Origin of the sequence: Blautia sp. RTP21359st1_E11_RTP21359_211015 (assembly GCF_040910705.1) — a bacterium.
Taxonomy (GTDB): Bacteria; Bacillota; Clostridia; order Lachnospirales; family Lachnospiraceae; genus Blautia_A; species Blautia_A fusiformis.
Genome location: NZ_JBDGAB010000067.1, coordinates 1 through 18,003 on the forward strand (window position 1 = coordinate 1; position 18,003 = coordinate 18,003).

The 18,003-nt window shown below is 39.9% G+C and carries 9 protein-coding genes and 1 pseudogene; 1 reads left to right on the forward strand and 9 read right to left on the reverse strand.

Annotated elements, in window-relative coordinates:
* The 9 genes and pseudogenes from AB5026_RS16690 to AB5026_RS16730 form a co-directional block, all read right to left on the reverse strand.
* Positions 1-561, reverse strand: a pseudogene (locus tag AB5026_RS16690) (RNA-guided endonuclease TnpB family protein); the annotation flags it as partial.
* Between the two features lie 2,397 nt (positions 562-2,958).
* Positions 2,959-4,869 (reverse strand): BspA family leucine-rich repeat surface protein, encoded by a 1,911-nt coding sequence (locus tag AB5026_RS16695; protein ID WP_368213905.1) that lies wholly within the window; start codon positions 4,867-4,869, stop codon positions 2,959-2,961.
* Positions 4,870-5,069: 200 nt separating this feature from the next.
* Positions 5,070-5,543 carry a hypothetical protein gene (locus AB5026_RS16700; RefSeq protein WP_368213907.1) on the reverse strand — a complete coding sequence of 158 codons (474 nt, stop codon included), beginning with the start codon at positions 5,541-5,543 and terminating at the stop codon, positions 5,070-5,072.
* Positions 5,544-6,111: 568 nt separating this feature from the next.
* Positions 6,112-9,090, reverse strand: a complete 2,979-nt coding sequence (locus AB5026_RS16705) for a type I restriction endonuclease subunit R (protein ID WP_368213909.1) — start codon at positions 9,088-9,090, stop codon at positions 6,112-6,114.
* A gap of 51 nt (positions 9,091-9,141) precedes the next feature.
* Positions 9,142-10,056, reverse strand: a complete 915-nt coding sequence (locus AB5026_RS16710; RefSeq protein WP_368213910.1) for a hypothetical protein — start codon at positions 10,054-10,056, stop codon at positions 9,142-9,144.
* Complete coding sequence (locus AB5026_RS16715; RefSeq protein ID WP_173734541.1) at positions 10,043-10,210, reverse strand: hypothetical protein; 168 nt, start codon at positions 10,208-10,210, stop codon at positions 10,043-10,045. Before AB5026_RS16715 ends, AB5026_RS16710 begins: the two co-directional genes overlap by 14 nt.
* Before the next feature lie 284 nt (positions 10,211-10,494).
* Positions 10,495-11,679 carry a restriction endonuclease subunit S gene (locus AB5026_RS16720; RefSeq protein ID WP_368213913.1) on the reverse strand — a complete coding sequence of 395 codons (1,185 nt, stop codon included), beginning with the start codon at positions 11,677-11,679 and terminating at the stop codon, positions 10,495-10,497.
* Positions 11,680-11,823: 144 nt separating this feature from the next.
* Positions 11,824-13,908: an N-6 DNA methylase gene (locus tag AB5026_RS16725; protein WP_368213915.1), complete on the reverse strand. Its 2,085-nt coding sequence runs from the start codon at positions 13,906-13,908 to the stop codon at positions 11,824-11,826.
* 1,893 nt (positions 13,909-15,801) lie between these two features.
* Positions 15,802-16,989, reverse strand: a complete 1,188-nt coding sequence (locus AB5026_RS16730; protein WP_368213916.1) for a hypothetical protein — start codon at positions 16,987-16,989, stop codon at positions 15,802-15,804.
* 160 nt (positions 16,990-17,149) lie between these two features.
* Between AB5026_RS16730 and AB5026_RS16735 the strand changes: the two genes are divergently transcribed.
* Positions 17,150-17,938: a hypothetical protein gene (locus AB5026_RS16735; RefSeq protein WP_368213918.1), complete on the forward strand. Its 789-nt coding sequence runs from the start codon at positions 17,150-17,152 to the stop codon at positions 17,936-17,938.
* Positions 17,939-18,003 lie beyond the last annotated feature (65 nt).

Consider the following 18,003-nt stretch of genomic DNA (forward strand, 5'->3'; position numbering starts at 1 on the left):
CTCATCTGGAATTTCATAGACAACAATGACTTCACATACCCCATTCTCAGGCGGATACAATTTTATCTGTTTTATCACATCAACGTCCTTAAAAATACGGTTTTTAAGGTAAAGGAAAGTATCGTTGATTTGGTAAGTTTCAGACATGTATTTCCTGAGATTCCTGGCGATGGAGAGCCTTATGGTGTCGCTTCCGGGCTCATGCACAATCCCATTCTGCATATAAGTAATGGCGATATTGTCATGTTTAAAACGTGGCGGTTTAGGGTCCTCAATGCCTCCTGATTTCTTCAGGGAATAAAAAGACTTCCAGGCCTTATCCAGTTGCTTGCATATTTCCTGTGCTGTTTGCGACGGAAGCTGTTTAAACCACAAACCATCCTTGTGCGCAGACTTCTGATAATACCAGTCAGGATATTTTACTGGCAGTGATAAGCCCTTGTAGTTCCGTCTTTCGTAGTTGCAAGCATTCCAAAGCTTATATGCTGCATAGCACATATGGCCGATAATGTTAGATTCTGATTTATTTAACCTGATAGTTGTTTTCTGTGACAGCAGCATACAAGTTCCTCCTTCTCTGAGTTTGTCATTTATAATATGCCGGATTTTTGCAAAAATGTATAATTTTCGCGAAAAAATTTTCGCGTTTTCATACGTGAAGATTAACTGAGAACGGGAAATCCCAGGCCGACAAAAAGTCGTCCGGGGATTTCGTTCTCCGTTAAAATCAGATATCTGCCTGTATATTTTTTGTGGACATTAGAAAAGCGGTATGCCTGTTGAAAAGGCACTACCGCTTTTTTCTCTCTTTGCGAGTAAGTTACTTGGTATTTTATTTGTTTCCCTGGATACAGCCAGGCCTGCATTGCTAAGCGTCCACTTTTATTGCCCGTGTGTGTGGACGTCACACATTACAAAATTCTATTATATTAACAAAATAATCCTTTATTATCCATTTGAGAAGTAACCAAGCCGTCCACCGTGTCCGAAAAACGCCGATGGGCGTTTAAGATTGCCGCTAAAAAGAAGGAATCCTGCTTCGTTGCAGAAAGAAAATATTTTTTTTGCGAGTGAGTGATTCGGTAAATTCATTGTTCGTCTGCGTATACGCGCTCTTACCAATTATAAGTTGGCCGCTCCGATACACTGACCATATCCACTTTCTTCTTTTCTATTAGTATGTAGTAACCAAATCTTTTCTCTTATTACGCTTTTTTTTGCCTAAAGACCTGATGCCGCTATGAATCGCATAGCGAGTCGCTGAATCGGTAATTTTTCTTAATGATAGCGCATACACGCCATTTATTACATATAAATGTTCATTTGTCTTTTAAAGTATGTATTATATAAAGAAGTAACCGAAATCGTTTAGTCTTGACCACGGCTGCAATAACAGAACTGCCGCAAAATAAATTGTCATTCCGTGTAATCGTGGCGGTAAAAATAATTTGCTGTATAATTTCGTTTTCTACAAAGAAGTAACCGCCTTCGGCTGGTACGAATACCTTGCTTACTACATAGCCGGAATATTTTGCATTTCGAGTGGAGGTAAATGTATTTAAGTAATCGCAATTGGCATGAGGATGAGGGCTCGACTGAGCTCAAGCTCAATCCCCATCCCTATCTCATCGTCTTTGCAACTCAGTATTTATGTTATACAATAATTATAAATGAAGTAACATTTACGAAATGCCGAAATGCCATTATTTGTTTTTATTGATTACTCGTGCTTCGCGCTCGTTACCAGCACGAAGTGCGGCAAGCGAAGCCGAAAGGCTGAGCGAAGCGTGTTTCGAACGGGGATTCAGACCCACGTGCGAAATTAAAACCGGAACATTTGACACGCGGATGACTTTTTGTCGACCGGGGGGCTTCCCGTTCTCCGTTAACAAATGAAAGGCCTTGCCCAGGCCTACTGCCAAGAGAGGATTGTCACAAACAGTCCTCTGCTCATCAGTCTTAAAAAAGATATTTCGTGTGGGTGCAAATGTAAATATATATACCATTTTGTAATTTTAAATTTTCCAACATGAAGTAACATTTGCGAAAAGCCGAAATATTGCTGCAAGCATCAAAAGACTACAATCCCCGTTTTCCCCGTAGGTACTCGTCGCGGTTCGTTCGCTCTTTTTGCTTACATATTCAATATGTTAAATAATTAAAAAAATGTAACGCTTTTTGAAAAAAATTTTTTGGAGTTTTCTTTCTCTCTCTTTCTCCTTTCACATAATATGCTGGATTTTTCTCAGAAAGATATGAAAAAGAAAAACTTTTTTATTTTTCTTTTTTTTGTCTGCAGTCGGCAGTACTACTACCATTCTGCCTGCAAAAGACCTCAGCCCGGGATACTGAAAACCAAGTGTGCATTCTGACACCACCGTGTCAGTTCAGCCTGTCTCCACCTCACCACCATACCTCCCCCGGAATTTCTCGCTGAGGGATTTGAAGAGCGCTTAACCTTCCGCGTTGCGGCAAAGCCCATATCTCCAGACACAGGCAAAAGCCTTGCGTCTGTTGCCGGTCGGCGGTTTACCGAAACGGCATCACGGGGTTTAGCCCTTACATATATAGTATGAAGAAAAAACTAAAAAGTGCATTGTTTTTTTGAGGATTTTTTTTTGATACCTCGCCGTATCGGCTCGGTACCAATTTGCGCAGCAAATGTCAAGCGAAGCCGTAAGGCTGAGTACAGAGATTTCATTGATAACTCCCCGGCTTTGCCGGAGTTGTTACCAGAACACGCATGATAACTCGCCGTTACCGGCTCGTTACCAGAATAAATATGATACTTCGTGCTTCGCATTCAGTACCAGAATAAATATGATAACTCGCCGTTCCAACCGGAACGTTTGACCTGCGGACAACTTTTTGTCGGCCGGTGATTCCCCACTCTCCGTTGAAGCAAATATACGAAAGCAAAATCCCCTGGAAACATTTCCAGGGGATTCTTTTCAGCCTTCAGTTTGTCATCTTTTTGTAAGTATCTGCCACATTGCTCGGCAGATTTGAATTTGTACCGTCAGATTCAAATATTTCGCCACTAGAGTTCATCCAACTGCTTGCAGGTATTGAATATGTTTCACCAACAAGCCTAAAGTTTTCGCCAAGAATTAGAATCGTCATTCCGTGACAGGCATAAAACGTGCAGTCCATAGCCGTTACTTTTGTTGTATTGAAATTTGATAAGTCGAGCATCGTCAGGCTTTTACAGTTATACCACATCTTATTCATGTTTGTCACATTACTTGTATCAAATGAAGATAGGTTAAGTGTAATTAGATTATTGCAGTTATAAAACATCTGCATCATATTTTTTACGTTGGATGTGTTAAACGATGATACATTCAGTTCTGTCAAAGACTGACAGGTTGAAAACATATACGACATATCCGTGACTTTTCCTGTATCAAAATTCTTAACATTCAAAACGTTTAATTTAGAGCACATCAGGAACATCATGCTCATATTTGTTACATTCTTAGTATCAAAATGGTCAATGTCCAGTTCAAGCAGATTGCTGCACATGTAGAACATTGCTTCCATATTATTTACCTTTGATGTATTGAAGTTATCAACATTCAGTATTTTAAGGTTGCTGCAGCGATGGAACATTCTTCGCATAGTTGTTACCTTTGCTGTGTTAAAATGAGATACATCAATCTCAGTAATTTTCTCACATTCGGAGAACATGCACTGCATCGTTGTTGCTTTTGATGTATCCCAGGTGCTGAAGTTAACTGATGCAAGATTACTGCATTTCTGGAATATGTAAGCCATATTCCAAACATTTTTTGTGTTGAAATTGGACAAATCCAAATTCGTTAGTGTTCTACAAGACACAAACATATATCCAATATCAGTCACTTTGTCTGTTTTAAAATTAGACACATCAACAGATTCAAGATTATTGCATCCGTAGAACATGCTATTGAACGTTGTGGCATTGGAGGTATCAAAGCTTTCAATGTTTACCTGCTTCATGGCACTGCATCCGGAGAACATACTGTTGAAGTATTGTACCTTTGATGTGTTGAATGTTGTCAAATCAAGAGTCTTCAGTTTTGAACAATTCAGGAATAATGACTGCATGTTGGTCGTCGCTGAAGTGTCAATATTGTCAAAATGAATTTCTTCCAGATTTACCTTTTTATTAAACATATTTTTGCTGTTTACGTTAGAAATAACTTTCACATCACTAATCTGTGTTGAAACCTTCATAACAGTGCCTTCCATCCAGGCAATAGCGCCTGAATCCCCGTCAGCATCAACATCAATTGTTTCTGCGCCATCCGGCATCTCTTCATCAGTAAAATATATTGCAGTCGTCTCATCAGGAATCAGTGAATTAAATGTATCGCCGCTTTTTAGGACAAATGTTGCTTCCTTAGCATATAAATCTATATTTTTTGAGACTCCAATATTTATTGTACCGTCTCTGGACACCGGAACCCTCGTCGTGCACGACTTATCAGTATACCAGCACACATTCATTCCATTTGGTATTTTATACTGTCCGTCCAGGACCTGCCCGGCAGAGGTATATACGATTGAATTTTCTGTCGTTCCATCGGCGAACGTCAATCCATTTCCATGAAATGTTACTGTATATTTGATTATTGCGCCTTCTGGTCGTTTGGTGCTTATCTCAATGTCAGGAACAGGCCTATCTGCATTATCTTTTCCGTCTTTCCATTTTTTCACAAACGTGACGGTGCCGTCTTTCTTTGCATCTTTAAATACATACACGCCAGAGTCTTCGGCCTGTTCTGTCACATCTTCTGTTGCTGCCTTCACGGGCACTGTAAGAGCCAATACCAGCGCAGCAGACGATAACAGGAGACTGATTTTTTTTAGTTTTCTTTTTTGCATTTTTTTCAATCCTTAAATTCTAGTGAATTATTTCTTTTACAATATGCTGAATTTTAGAGAAAAGAGATTCTTTTTGGAATTTTTTTAGGTTTTTAATAACTCCCCGGCTTTGCCGGAGTCGCATCATCGTTACAGAACACAAAAAAAAGAGGCGAGTCATTCCTGGCTCTCCTCTAAAACAACCTCCTTGGCCAATTCTGTCAATCGCCATAGCCTGCAAAGATTTTTGCTGCTTTGATTATTGACGGAATTGTTGTATCATGCAGTGGAATATAATACATTGCATCAAAACGAATGAACTCATCGATGACATGCTCGTTGCAGTCGTTCCACTGCTCATACAGCTCCAGAAGTTCAATCGCTGGAGCTATAGCTGCCGGGACATGTAACTCTGCAAGTCTAGCCTTATATTCAGGCTTGGACTTTACGTCGTCGACAAAACCAAACCAGTTGCTTTTGTCTATATATTTTGTCAACGGACCATAATATACGTCATCTGAAAGAGCTTTAAAGCTCTGTAAACAGATGGCGTATCCACCGTCCTTACAGCATATGGCAAAACTAAAAGGCTCCAGTTTCGCCAAAATAGACTGAGGCAATACTGCCTCAAATGCCTCTACCATTTCACAGTTCACGTTTAAACCACGTGAACTTGGTGTCATTGTTATCTTCATATTTTCCTCTCTTTCTCGCCGATAATACGGCGTAAACAAATTACTATTACAAGTTTTAATATGACAAATTTATCGCATAATCAAAACTCAAAAATAACAAAGAAGAGGCCATTTCTGACATCTTAAATACATACCACTTAACATATACCTTATGTTTTTTCAATGTCATTAAGATTACCGCATCCTTTTCTTTCTTCATTTCAGTTTTTACAAAAGAAAAGACCAGAGGACTTTCCTCCGGCCGTAGATTACTCTATTTTTTTCTTATACACACATACCATTTTATAGTACTAACATCCTCTTCTTTGCATGCAATTTCATACAAATTATCGACGGGCGGGGAAAATCGCGGCTAACTTTGGTAACTCGCCGTTGCCGGCTCGTTACCAAAATAAATATGGGAGTATGAAACCCCGCCCGCGTCTGTTACACGCGAGCGTAGCTCGCGGTATCATAGTTGAAATTATTGTCATCCTTTCTTTTTTAACGCTTATTTTTTTTTCATTTTCCCTAATTTTCAATCCAAGCCCGCCATCTCTACACAAACATCTTCCGCAGGCAGCCTTTTCTACTCTCCCGCTCTTAGCCCCCTGTAAATCTCCTCCGCAAAGATTCCAAGCACTTCTTTCTTAATCTCATCATTTCCAAGCAGTAGGGAGAAGAAATCCTGATTCTGGTTCAGCCCCTCAATCAAAGCATCGTCAATGTTGTCAAAATAAGCAAATTCAAAGTCTTTTTCCGTGTTATTTTTGGCGCTTGCTTTTAATTCTTCTGACTTCATCATAATGTCTTTAATCTGCAGCATCGCCTTCACTGCAACGTCATTATCGTATGACTTACCCGTTTTGCTGTTGATTTCAGCAATGATTTGAGAGAGTTTTTCGGTCTTCTGCGGCGTCAGGGCAATCTGCTCTGCTGTCGGCAGCTTTACGACCGGGTCCGATTTTATAGTGTCTGTTTTATGCTCTTCTTTTTTCTTCTGTACGAAGCCGGAAGCCTTTATCTTGCCGGCCAGGTTGAAACCGCCGCCGGAGCCGCCCATCTTTAAATATGACTTCAGATAGTTTAAGAAATTGTATTTCTTATGAAGCTCTTTGTCCTCAAAACAGGAAGCCTGAATCAGGAATTCGTAGAACCTTACAAAGTGCTTGACTGTCAGGATGATTTCATTGCGTTCTTCTGTCGGATGACTTTCAATTGCCTTTTTGGTCTTCTGCAGCAGGTATGTCATACTTTTCTTTGCTTTTGCAGATATATCACCGGAATACAGTAAGTCATTAAATTTGTCCACGTCATCCGGGTCAATCACATAATAACCGTCCAGTTTTGCCTCAATATCATACATTGCAGACGGAGTTATTGAGTTGGATAACTCTGTGACAGTGTAGAACTTGGAAAAGTCCTTGATGATGTCATCATAGTTATTTACAAAGTCAAGAATGAATGTATGTTTGTCATACGGCGGGCAGATACGGTTAAGGCGTGACAGTGTCTGGATGGTTGATACATCATGCAGTTTCTTTAAGATGTACATAGCACAGAGTTTCTTCTGGTCAAAGCCCGTCTGATATTTATCAGCAACGATAAGCACGTTGTAGTCGTCAGAGTCAAACTCTACCGGCAGTTTCTTTTCTGCGAAGCCGTTCATTCCCGGCTCTGTATATTCTTTATCTTCCAGTTTTACCTTTCCGGAGAATGCGACCAGGGCGTGAATATCGGTATATCCTTTTCTCTTCACGTAGTCTTCAAAGCCCTGTCTGTATTTGACTGCTGCTTCACGTGATGCGGTGATGACCATTGCTTTCGCCTGTCCATCCAGTTCAGTTATTACAGTTGTACGGAAATGTTCAATTATAATTTCCACACGCTGCATGATATTAGTCTCATGCAGGTCAATAAACCTTGCAATCTGACGTTTCGCCTTATTGGTCTGATATTCCGGGTCTTCTTTAATCTCTTTATTCAACTGGAAGTATGTGTCATATGTTGTGTAATTTTCAAGGACATTCAGAATGAAACCTTCTTCTATTGCCTGTTTCATAGAATACAGATGGAATGCCTCATTTCTGCCCTTCGTATTGGTTCTTCCAAATAGTTTAAGCGTTGTCGGTTTCGGTGTAGCGGTAAATGCAAACACTGACACGTTTTCCGGCTTGCCGTTTTTGCTTACTTCTTTTGCAAGGATATCTTCAGCATCTACCTCTTCACCTTCCCTCAAGACATCCGTCACGGCCTTCATATTCTTACCAGCAGTTGATGAATGTGCTTCGTCAATAATGACTGCGAAATGTTTCTCTTTCAGCGCCTTTACATTACCCACAATATACGGGAACTTCTGGATAGTCGTCACAACAATCTTTGTATTACCTTCCAGCGCCCGGCCAAGGTCTGCAGATGTGCATTTTTCATCCATAACTCGGATGAACCCGGATTTATGCTCTAATGACAGCACGGCCTGCTGCAGCTGGCGGTCTACTACTACCCTGTCAGTACAGATGATGATACTGTCAAAGATAATCTTGTTGTTATCGTCATGTAGTGATGCCAGGCGGTACGACAGCCAGGCAATCTCATTTGTCTTTCCGGAGCCGGCAGAATGCTGCAGCAGGTAGTTCTGGCTGCTTCTGTTCACCATCACATCGTCAAGCACCTTCCGGATGACGTCCAGCTGGTGGAATCTCGGGAAGATGACCGTTTCGGAAACCTTCTTTCTCGGCGCTCTACCTTCTTTTACTGCTCTTTTTTCGTCTTCTTTTTTCTCTTTTACTTCAATAAACATGAATTTACTGATGATTTCAAGCACGGAATCTTTCTGGAGGATGTTATCCCACATATAGTGGACGCTGTACTCGTCTTTTAAGACCGGGTTTCCGGCACCGGTATTAATACCCTCGCCCTTTCCCATATTGAACGGCAGGAAGAATGTGGCCTCGCCGTCAAGCTTGGTTGTCATATACACTTCTTCCAAATCCATCGCAAAAGATACCAGGACGCCGGCTTTGAATCTGAAGAGCCTTGTCTTCGGATTGCGCTCTGTCCGATACTGCAGAATCGCGTTCTCGTAGTTCTGGCCGGCTGCGTTGCATTTTAATTCAAATGCCATAATCGCAAGGCCGTTCAGGAACACGACCAGGTCAATTCTTTCTTCATCTGATGCCCACACCTCTTCTGATACAGAGAAGATGTTTTCGTTATACAACCTATTGAGTTCTTTATTATATGTTGTAGCCGGCCTTGCATATATCAGTTTCAGCGGTACATTGGCAATCTCCACGCCGTGTTTCAGGACGTCAAGCCTGCTGCCGCGTTTCTTTGTCTCTTCCGCGTTTATAGCCGACACTATCACTTCTTCTGTCTTTTCTTTATATATTTTTTTAAGGCTTTCCATCTCATCCGGTTGCGTGATTTCCAGAAACCGCATCAACTCCGGGCGGCTGACAGCAAAAAGCCTGTCGTAGTGGTCTGCCGGCTGGACTTCGTAGCCGCTGGTAGCAAGTTTTTTTAGTATGTATTTTTGGTATTCTTTTTCTGATAATATGTTATTCATCAATGTCTCCTTCTGCTGAGAAGATATAAGTACTAATATAAACTTGACAACTCATCTTTCATATTCATCCTGGCCTATTTCCTGCTCTTTGAATATAATATTCGTTTTAAAAACAGATTTAAACGATAAGTCAACATCATTTAATACCGGAATCTGTTTTTTGTAATCTGGATGAATATACGAGACAATACTTGCAATTTTTTTGTCGTACTCGATACTATTTTGAGAAGAATGTAATGAAACTACAACCTCATCACTTGCATAAGATTTTATAAAGGATAATGCTTCATCATTTATTGATTCCTGGTTATCCCTGTAATCCCTATTTCCGATTCTTTTTGATTCCTGGAATAAATTTTTTAGTGATTTCAATATTTCGTCATAAGATTGAAAATATTTTTTCCCTTTTGGTTCAACGAAGTAGGAATTTTTATCTTCGTTTTTGTGGTTAACGTAGTCTACAAGCATTTTTTCACTGTTACTTTTTCCAAAATAGATACTTAGATAATTATGTGCTTCTTTTAGTCCATTGTGTTCCGCGTCTATTTCATATGGATTATTGTAGTAATTACAGCTGTAATATCCGATATTCCCCTGCTGCGCCATATATGATAAAGCAATGTATACATCGTCTTCTTTTTTATGGCAGCATCCGATAAAACCATTAAATTTATTCTCCAAATGTCGCATTTCATGAAAAATGTTGACTATTGCAGTTGTATAATTAACTCTGTCTATGTAAAATAAAGACTTTGCTCTTGCATTTTTCATGCCAATTACGATACTTGGCTTTGTTTTTAAGCCAGTTGACGACTTTGCCAGGTTAACATCCATTCCATAATCTATTGCTACCCTTACATCCATATTATACTCGCTTTTAAAATAAGACCGAATGGAATTCAATAATGCTTTAATTTCTCTTTGAGCTTTCGCATACGGAATTTTATTACAATCAACTTTTGCCATTTTTAAACATCCTTCTATATCCATCTGGTGAATCTATTGAATCAAAATCTTTTACATCTTTTTTTAGTTCTTCTTCTGTTGAGTTTAATTCCTCTACCATGTCTTGGCTAGGATTATTCATATAATGATTTTGAATAGATAATAGTTTTTCCATATTAAAAGATTTTCTTTTCATCGTCAATATGGAACGCATAAACGTTCTTTTCCTCCAATATTTTTTTGGGCAATTCGACCACTTGTGCGGTTTGTTACTGCAAAATATAATCAAATAACCACTGGTATTAATATGCAGAAAAACTATTTTACCGGCACTTCTTTCTTAAAGGCAGAATGGAGATGCGGGGCGAGGCCGGTCTTGACCTGCCTAAAAACTCGCTTCGCTCGTTTTTCTGCACAAGGCCGCCCCTCTTTGGCAGGCATATCTTTCGGCTGCGATATCTACGCTGCCGGTACTTCTTTCTTACCGGTTACATATTCATAAATCAATGATTTTTTATACTCTGCCAGTGTTGCGATTTGGTCTTCGTAGTTCTGTAAAAGAGCGTTAATTTCGGAGCATTTGGAGTCAAGGAAAGAAACAATTTGCTGTTGTTCTAACATGCTTGGCATAGGAAGCACCATGTTTTCGTAATTGGTCTGCGTCATGCTCGGGAGTGTTGTTTGTGAAATATACGATTTATAATCAAATGAAACAGCACAATAATAATAGTATTTTAATAAATAATGTGGTTTCGTATAAACATTAAACGCAGTATCAACATTCCAAAATTTTCCGACAATATAATGTGGAATATGTAATGTAGCTCCCTTTCTGCCAATTAATACTGTTGGTCCATTTTTATATTCGCCACATGTCTTAAAACTTTTTGCTCCGCTTCCATAAACCGGAATATTGCCTTCTAAATGGGGGTCACTCCCATTTTGGATTTCAATACAATATTTTGCTTTTGCGACCTTCCACCCCTCCGGTATCTCCCCAATCCATTCAATTCCGGAATCCTTCATCTTCGCATCTTTGTTAAGCCCCTTCGTCACTGCTTCTGTTATAGCTGCTTTTTTGTATTCTTTTGCAGATTCCATGCGGGCACGGAGATTTTCAATAAGGGTGTCAATTTCGGAGCATTTAGAGTCAAGGAAATCGGCAATGCGGTGTTGTTCCTCCAGATTTGGTAATGCTATATTTAAATTCATAATACGAGACACACTCAGCCCAGGTTGCGCTGCAGTATCAAAAGCATATTGATTAAGGTCCATAGATTCAAGCATTCTAAAAAAATAATTTATAAATACATCATTTTTTAGAGTTACAACAACTGCATGGTCAGTTGCCCAGAATTTTCCATTGACTAAATGAACATTTCCTGCTAAAGCGCCTTGTCGCCCAATCAAAATATGATTGCCATTTTTATTATAGATTTTATAAAATCCTCGCAGTCCATTTCCGCCATAAACAGGATATTCGCCATTATCGCTTATATCTAATGCTGTTATATTATCTCCACTCTTCATCGTGCAATGATACTTAATTTTTGAAAACTCCCATCCCTCCGGTACTTCACCAATCCACGGAATCCCGGAATCGCGCATTTTTCTTTCTTTTTTTTCGCTGGTTTTTCCTTCCATATATGTTAAACGTCTCCTTGTTTATCGCTTACTTCTTCGTTTGTTTTTACCGTCAGCCTGCAAAAACGCAGTTTTTGCTCTGGGTTAATGGATGAAATCCCTTGCTAGGGTATAGGGGGCGGGCAGCCCCTTCTCTCTTTCTCTTCACCCGAAAAGTCTTTTTTCAATCTCTCCGGCTTCTTTCACAAGCGCCGCCATCCTTGCCGCAACATCTTCTGATTTTGCCTGCTTCTGGTATTTGTAGAAGCATCGTGTGAACGGTATTTCCGCGCCAGTCTTGATTACCGGCTTCTTCGCTGCCAGGTTTTCTTCAAAGAACCACTTGGCATCCGGGATATGTGGCAGCACCTCACGCGCCATATAATCTTCAATGTCCTCGTCATATTTTACAATCTCAGTGTCTTTGGTGTCTTTGTCGTAAATGATTTCGCCTTTATTTTTGCCTTTCTTTTCTCTCTGTATTTCAGCATTTTTGTCCATTACAGATAAAGCATCAGCAATCTTGTCAACAAGTTTTAAATCAACGTCAGGCAGAACCTTATTGATTACCGGTAAAAAGGTTTCCGGCGACATATACTTTTCTTCTGATTTTGCTGCATTTAATGCATCAAGGATGCTGTCGTACTGAGGTTTGGATTTCTTAAAGGCTTCTAATTTTGTTTTTTCTTTTGCTGTCATATTTTCGCCTTTTTCTTCCAGCTCAAGGACTTTTGCTTCGTCGTAGAGCTTTGACAGCACGCCGCTTTGCATCAAGCGCTCAATGCTTTCGTCTGTAATTTCATACCGCCTCTGCAGAGGCTGCATTATGGTATATTCACGGTAAATAAATTCTGTGTTGTTGTAAATCTTAGAGAACTCATTTTCCCCAAAATCACAATACAATTTCGTGATAATCTCGCGGTCTTCCGGCGTAAACTCGTTCTTCTTGCTTCCAAGCGGCTTCCTTAACTTATGACAGATACCTGAAGCATCAATCAGCTGAATCTTGCCGATACGCTCCGGGCGTTTGCTCTTAGACAGAATCCAACAAAAACTGCTGATGCCGGTATTGTAAAACAAATCATTCGGCATCTGAATAATCGCCTCAACCAGGTCATTTTCCAGCAGCCAGCGTCTAATCTGTGATTCGCCTGACGTAGTCCCGCCAGTAAACAACGGAGAACCGTTAGAAATGATTGCCGCACGTCCAACATAGTCATCCATCTTTGCGACTGCTGACTGTAAGAACAATAACTGAGAATCGCTTCCAGCCGGGAGCCCTGCTCCCCATCTGCTGCCATCTTTTGCAAATTCCGCTTTAACTGCATCTTCCTGACCCTGTTTCGCATTATCTCCGCTCCACGGAGTACCAAACGGTGGATTTTCAATCAGAAACCGCATTTTTGTATCCGGAAAGCAGTCATTCTTCAATGTGTCTGTATGCTTAAAGTTTTCAGCATTCTGCCCTTTGATAAGCATTTCAGCCTTACCGACTGCATAAGACGGCCCCATAAACTCCTGGCCAAACAGTCTCACATCTGCTGAAGGGTTATAGTGCTTCAGATATGTAAATGCAGTGGAGAGCATACCGCCAGTACCGCAGGCCTGGTCACATACAGTAATGATTTTCTTGTCATCAAAAATGTCATCACAGCCTTCTGACAGTAAGACAGAACATAGTAATTTGATGATATCCCTGCCAGTGTAAAACTGTCCCGCATCTACGTTCTGATAAAACCTGCCAATCAGATTCTCAAAGATATACCCCATCTTGATACTGTCATAAGTTTCCGGGTTGAGGTCAAGTTCAGAGAACGCCTTCACAACGGAGAATAGGCAGCCATCCTTCTCCATTTTCTCAATATGTTTCTCAATCTCCAATTCATTCAGGATATCTTTAACATTATCAGAAAATCCCGCAACATATGCATTAAAATTCTTTGCAATGTTGTCAGCATCATTACACAGTTCTCTCAAATCAAACTGGCTGGTATTGTAAAACTGAAACCCGGAAATCTTGCACATGGCCTTGTACGGATATGTCGGCATCTTTTCAAACATATCAACAACAGCCTGCTTTGTCTTTTCCAGTGTACACTCAAATCTCCTGATGATTACCATCGGAATGATAACATCTCCATACTTATCCGGCATATAAGAGCCGCGGAGCTTATTCGCGATACTCCAAATAAAATTTGCTTCAGCAGTTACATCAACGGGGCTCTCATCCCAAAGCATATCTATATTCATGTGCAAGTCTCTCCTATTTCTCATATAGTATTTCGTATTCACTTACAATCTTACAATCAGTATATCATATTCTGTTATACCATTCATATTTTCGCGAAAAAAAATCTTGTGTAACGTATGTTAGCACAAGACGAATATATCGTGTCCCCTCACTCTCTCCTCTCTCTTTATCTCAGACAGAAGGAACAAATATCTTATATATATAGTATATATGTGTGTAGCCAAGCCAAGAAAATTATGTACGGCTGCTATTATTTAAATTTTCTTGGCATGGCTAAAAAAATCTTAGCATACGAAAATCTCTGCTTTTTTGGCCAGCCAAGTCCGCAAAACACCGCGAATTTCCGTATGTTCATTATCTACTGGTGATTTACAAACATTCGCGGTATTTGCTCAATGAATTTTCGTATGCCAAGATTTTTTGGCTTTGTCTATAAATTAGAGGATGCCAACTATGCAGGTCAGAGAGAGGAGGGAGTTGAGCGAATTGGCATAGCTTCTCCTTATGCGGCAAAACAGACTAAATCTGCTATGCTTTAAGAAAGAAACTATGCCATTCTGCTTAACTAATAACATTCCGAATAGGTCGTCGGTCGTCAGTCGTTTCGCTTCATGTAATCTTAATAGCCGGCTGCCCCGTAGGACAACCCAAATATTATAATACGTTCTGCTTACGGTCTACTGTACATCAATCTGTTTTTCTTATATTTATTTTGCCAATTTTTTTTTCTTATTTCTTTCTTGTAAATTGATGTAACGCTTGTTCTTTCATGTCGCTTTCAGCAGTGTTTTTATAATATTACAATGACATTTCAGAGGCTCTCACCTCATCCTGGTGTGGCTAAATCTATCTGCTCCGTGAATAGGTTGCGGGTCAAATCCACCAGATAGCATTTCCCGGCCCTCACACCTTTGCTTTCGCTCATATCATCCGTCTTGGCTACCCAACCAGGCTAAATATGTTAATCTATTCAGCATGGCGTATACTTCTATACTTTACATGGTCACCCCGGGCATTCATGCTTATTCCATGAACTCCCCCGTGCTCTACTTTTAACCATATTTTTTCCAGACAAGAAAAAGTATGAGCATCGCCCTTTTCAAAGCTACGCTTCTAGGTCGTTGTAATCCAACCCTTAGGCAGAGGTCTTGCAGCACTCCTTAACCCCTTTGGACTATATCAATGTAAGATTTTCATTAACACAGCCCCGCCGACTGTTCGGGCTCGGCCGTTCACTTAACGTTTTTAAAGTCTCGTTCGCATCACACATCAACTCTTTTCGCAGAATCAAGTTCTTCAGCCGTCGAACAGAAACAGCCTTCAGTATCAAAAAAGATACAGCGTAAAGAATAGATATGCAGTCTTGGTAGACATGACTTCTCAATATGTAATTTATTTTATAACCACACGGTAACCATGGCAGCACTTTTTCTCATTTCACATCCTTTTTTTTTGCTGTTTTTTTTGTTTAAATTTTGGTTTTATATATTTTTTTTGCGTGCGAATTGGTAAAACCAAATGCCATATTACAAAAGATTCCTCTATGTGGCTGAATGTATCCATTCTCGTAATGTCATCCCTGAACTGTTTTTCCGTCATATCTGGCGGCATTTCAGGGCCCCATGTCAGCCCGTCTTTTTGCTGACAGTTTCAATATGCTAAATAAAATAAAAAAGAGAACATTTTTTTTAAAACTTTTTTTGTGGATTTTATCGGGCATATATCGCACAAAAAAAAAGGATGACGGGTAAACCGTCATCCCAATTCGTTGATAACTCGCGCTTCGCGCTCGTAACCAGGCTTCGAACGGGGATTCAAACCCGCGTGCGAAGCTAAAACCGGAACATTGGACCCGCGGACAACTTTTGTCGGCCGGGGACTTCCGTTCTCCGTTAATCAAGAAGAATCGCATCCTCTTCATCTTCGTCGTCCTCTTCCTCACAAGCATCAGTTCCCTCTGATGCTTCTTCTGCCTGCTTGCAAGTCTCTGGCATTTTTGCTTCAAGTAGCTGCTCCGATTCGGATGATTCTGTCTCGTTATCTGTATCGCTTGCCATGTTCATAGCGCTATCCAGCTCGGAACCCGGTAACTGGTCCAGATTTGCTGGAGAATCATCGAAGTCAGTATCGTCAAGGCTGAATGGGTCTAAATTACCATCGTCTGTCTTCGGTAATTTATCCTCTTCGTCGTTTTTTCTCGCTTCTGGTTCTGTCTCCAGGTCTTCTTCTGCGGAACTGTTTTCAGTGTCTGAACCTTTATTGTCAAAGATATCTAAGACGTCCTCTGAATCCTCGTCAAGGCTAAACGGGTCATTTGTCTCTTTCTGCTCTGTTCCTAACTCTTCTTTGTCGACAGATTCCATACTGACAACTGAAGGGTCCTTGTTTAATGCACCCTCTTCCGCTTCAGCAGAAAGGGCTTCGTCGTCTTCTTCTTCAGGTTTTTCTTCAGATTTGTCAGATTCGGATTTTTCAACCTGCGGTTCTACCCAAGTCCCGTTCTTTTTCGCCTCAATTTCTTTCAGCCTGTCTTCCAGGATGATTTTGATATAAGGCTCCATCATATTTAATGCATAATCAATATCTCTGTTATTGTAGATAATGATATCGTACTTGTGGTTCTGTTCGTATGCATTAAACTGTTTTGATTCATCATCATTTCTCGATTCAAAATCGCTCTCTGCATTCCCACGCTGCAGGAACCGTTCTTTCCTGATTTCGTCATTAGCGTAGATGTAAAACTGCACAATATGAAACTCTTTTCCGTGTTCTTTTTTTAAGTAATCAATGCCATCTGGGTCAATCACATAAAAATCGCACTGGTTTAAGACCTCAACTGTGGTGCAATACCGACAACCGTTAATTTCAGTTTCAGCGGCGATATCCTGCAGTTTGTTATACTCTTCGTTGGAGATGAAAATATGGTCTGAATGTTCCATATCTGCCAGTTCATCAGGTCTTGGCTGTCTTGTCGTGTATGACTGCAGAACTTTCAGCCCTAATCTCTCAGCCATTTTTTTTGCGACAACGCTTTTTCCTGCTGCTGTTCTTCCTGTTATTGCAATGATTGTTTTTTTCATGATTTTTTTAATTCCTTTCTTTGTGTATTTATGGTTTACGTTGATAATATGCCAAATCCACAAATGACTGAAAATAAGGTTGCTTATTTTTTTATTCTATTTTTTTTGCCATATTAAAGATGTAAGAACGAATAAAATAAAAAAAGAAAGGAAGCTAAAAATGAAATACTATGCTATGGAAACGGAAGACGGAGCCACGTTATATTTTGATGGTCATGGTGGAGCTATTGTTGACATCGATATTCCTGATGGAGTTGAGACGATAACCTTTTCTGCTGAAAATGAATTCGGTGGACAGTATCAATGTGTGTATCTCAAATCAGTATTGAAACAGTTTCCAGACGTTAAAGAGATAAAGATTAAGCCGTCTATCTGTAGTATTGAGATTGCGAACGAGATGTTTCCAAATGTACAGATGGTAACATCTGAGAATACACGTTTCCAGAGTGGTCCGCTGCTTATGCACAGACATTCCAGTACACAAGATAAGTACACTTTATATAATACGTTTTGTCAAAAGCCTGGAAGCGTCATAGACCTTAAAAATGTAAATCAGATTAATGGATATGCGTTTTCTGGATGTATGTCTACGACAGTAGTGAATAGCAATAAGATTGATTATATTGAGGACAAGGCCTTTGCTGGTTCGCTATTCGTTATGCCAAGTTATAAAGAGCCAATAGTCATGGCGGGTTCTGTACTTGCAAATATCAATCCAAATGCGCCTGAGATTTATATTGGAGATGCTATTTCCTACATCAGCCGTTATGCAGATTTTAGCAATGTAAAAGTAATCCACTTGGATAGATTCAAAAGCATAAACAAGTTATTCTCGCCTTCCTGTCCGGATGGATGCGAATTATTCATAGATGAAGTAGAAAAAACTTCAGTATATGATTTTACAAAATGTTACAAACAGAATTGTAGCGGATATAATTTTAGGATTTAAAGCGGGAATCCTCGGTTATTCTATATCCGAGATGAAAGCGCATAAAAAATAAAAATATCGTATAC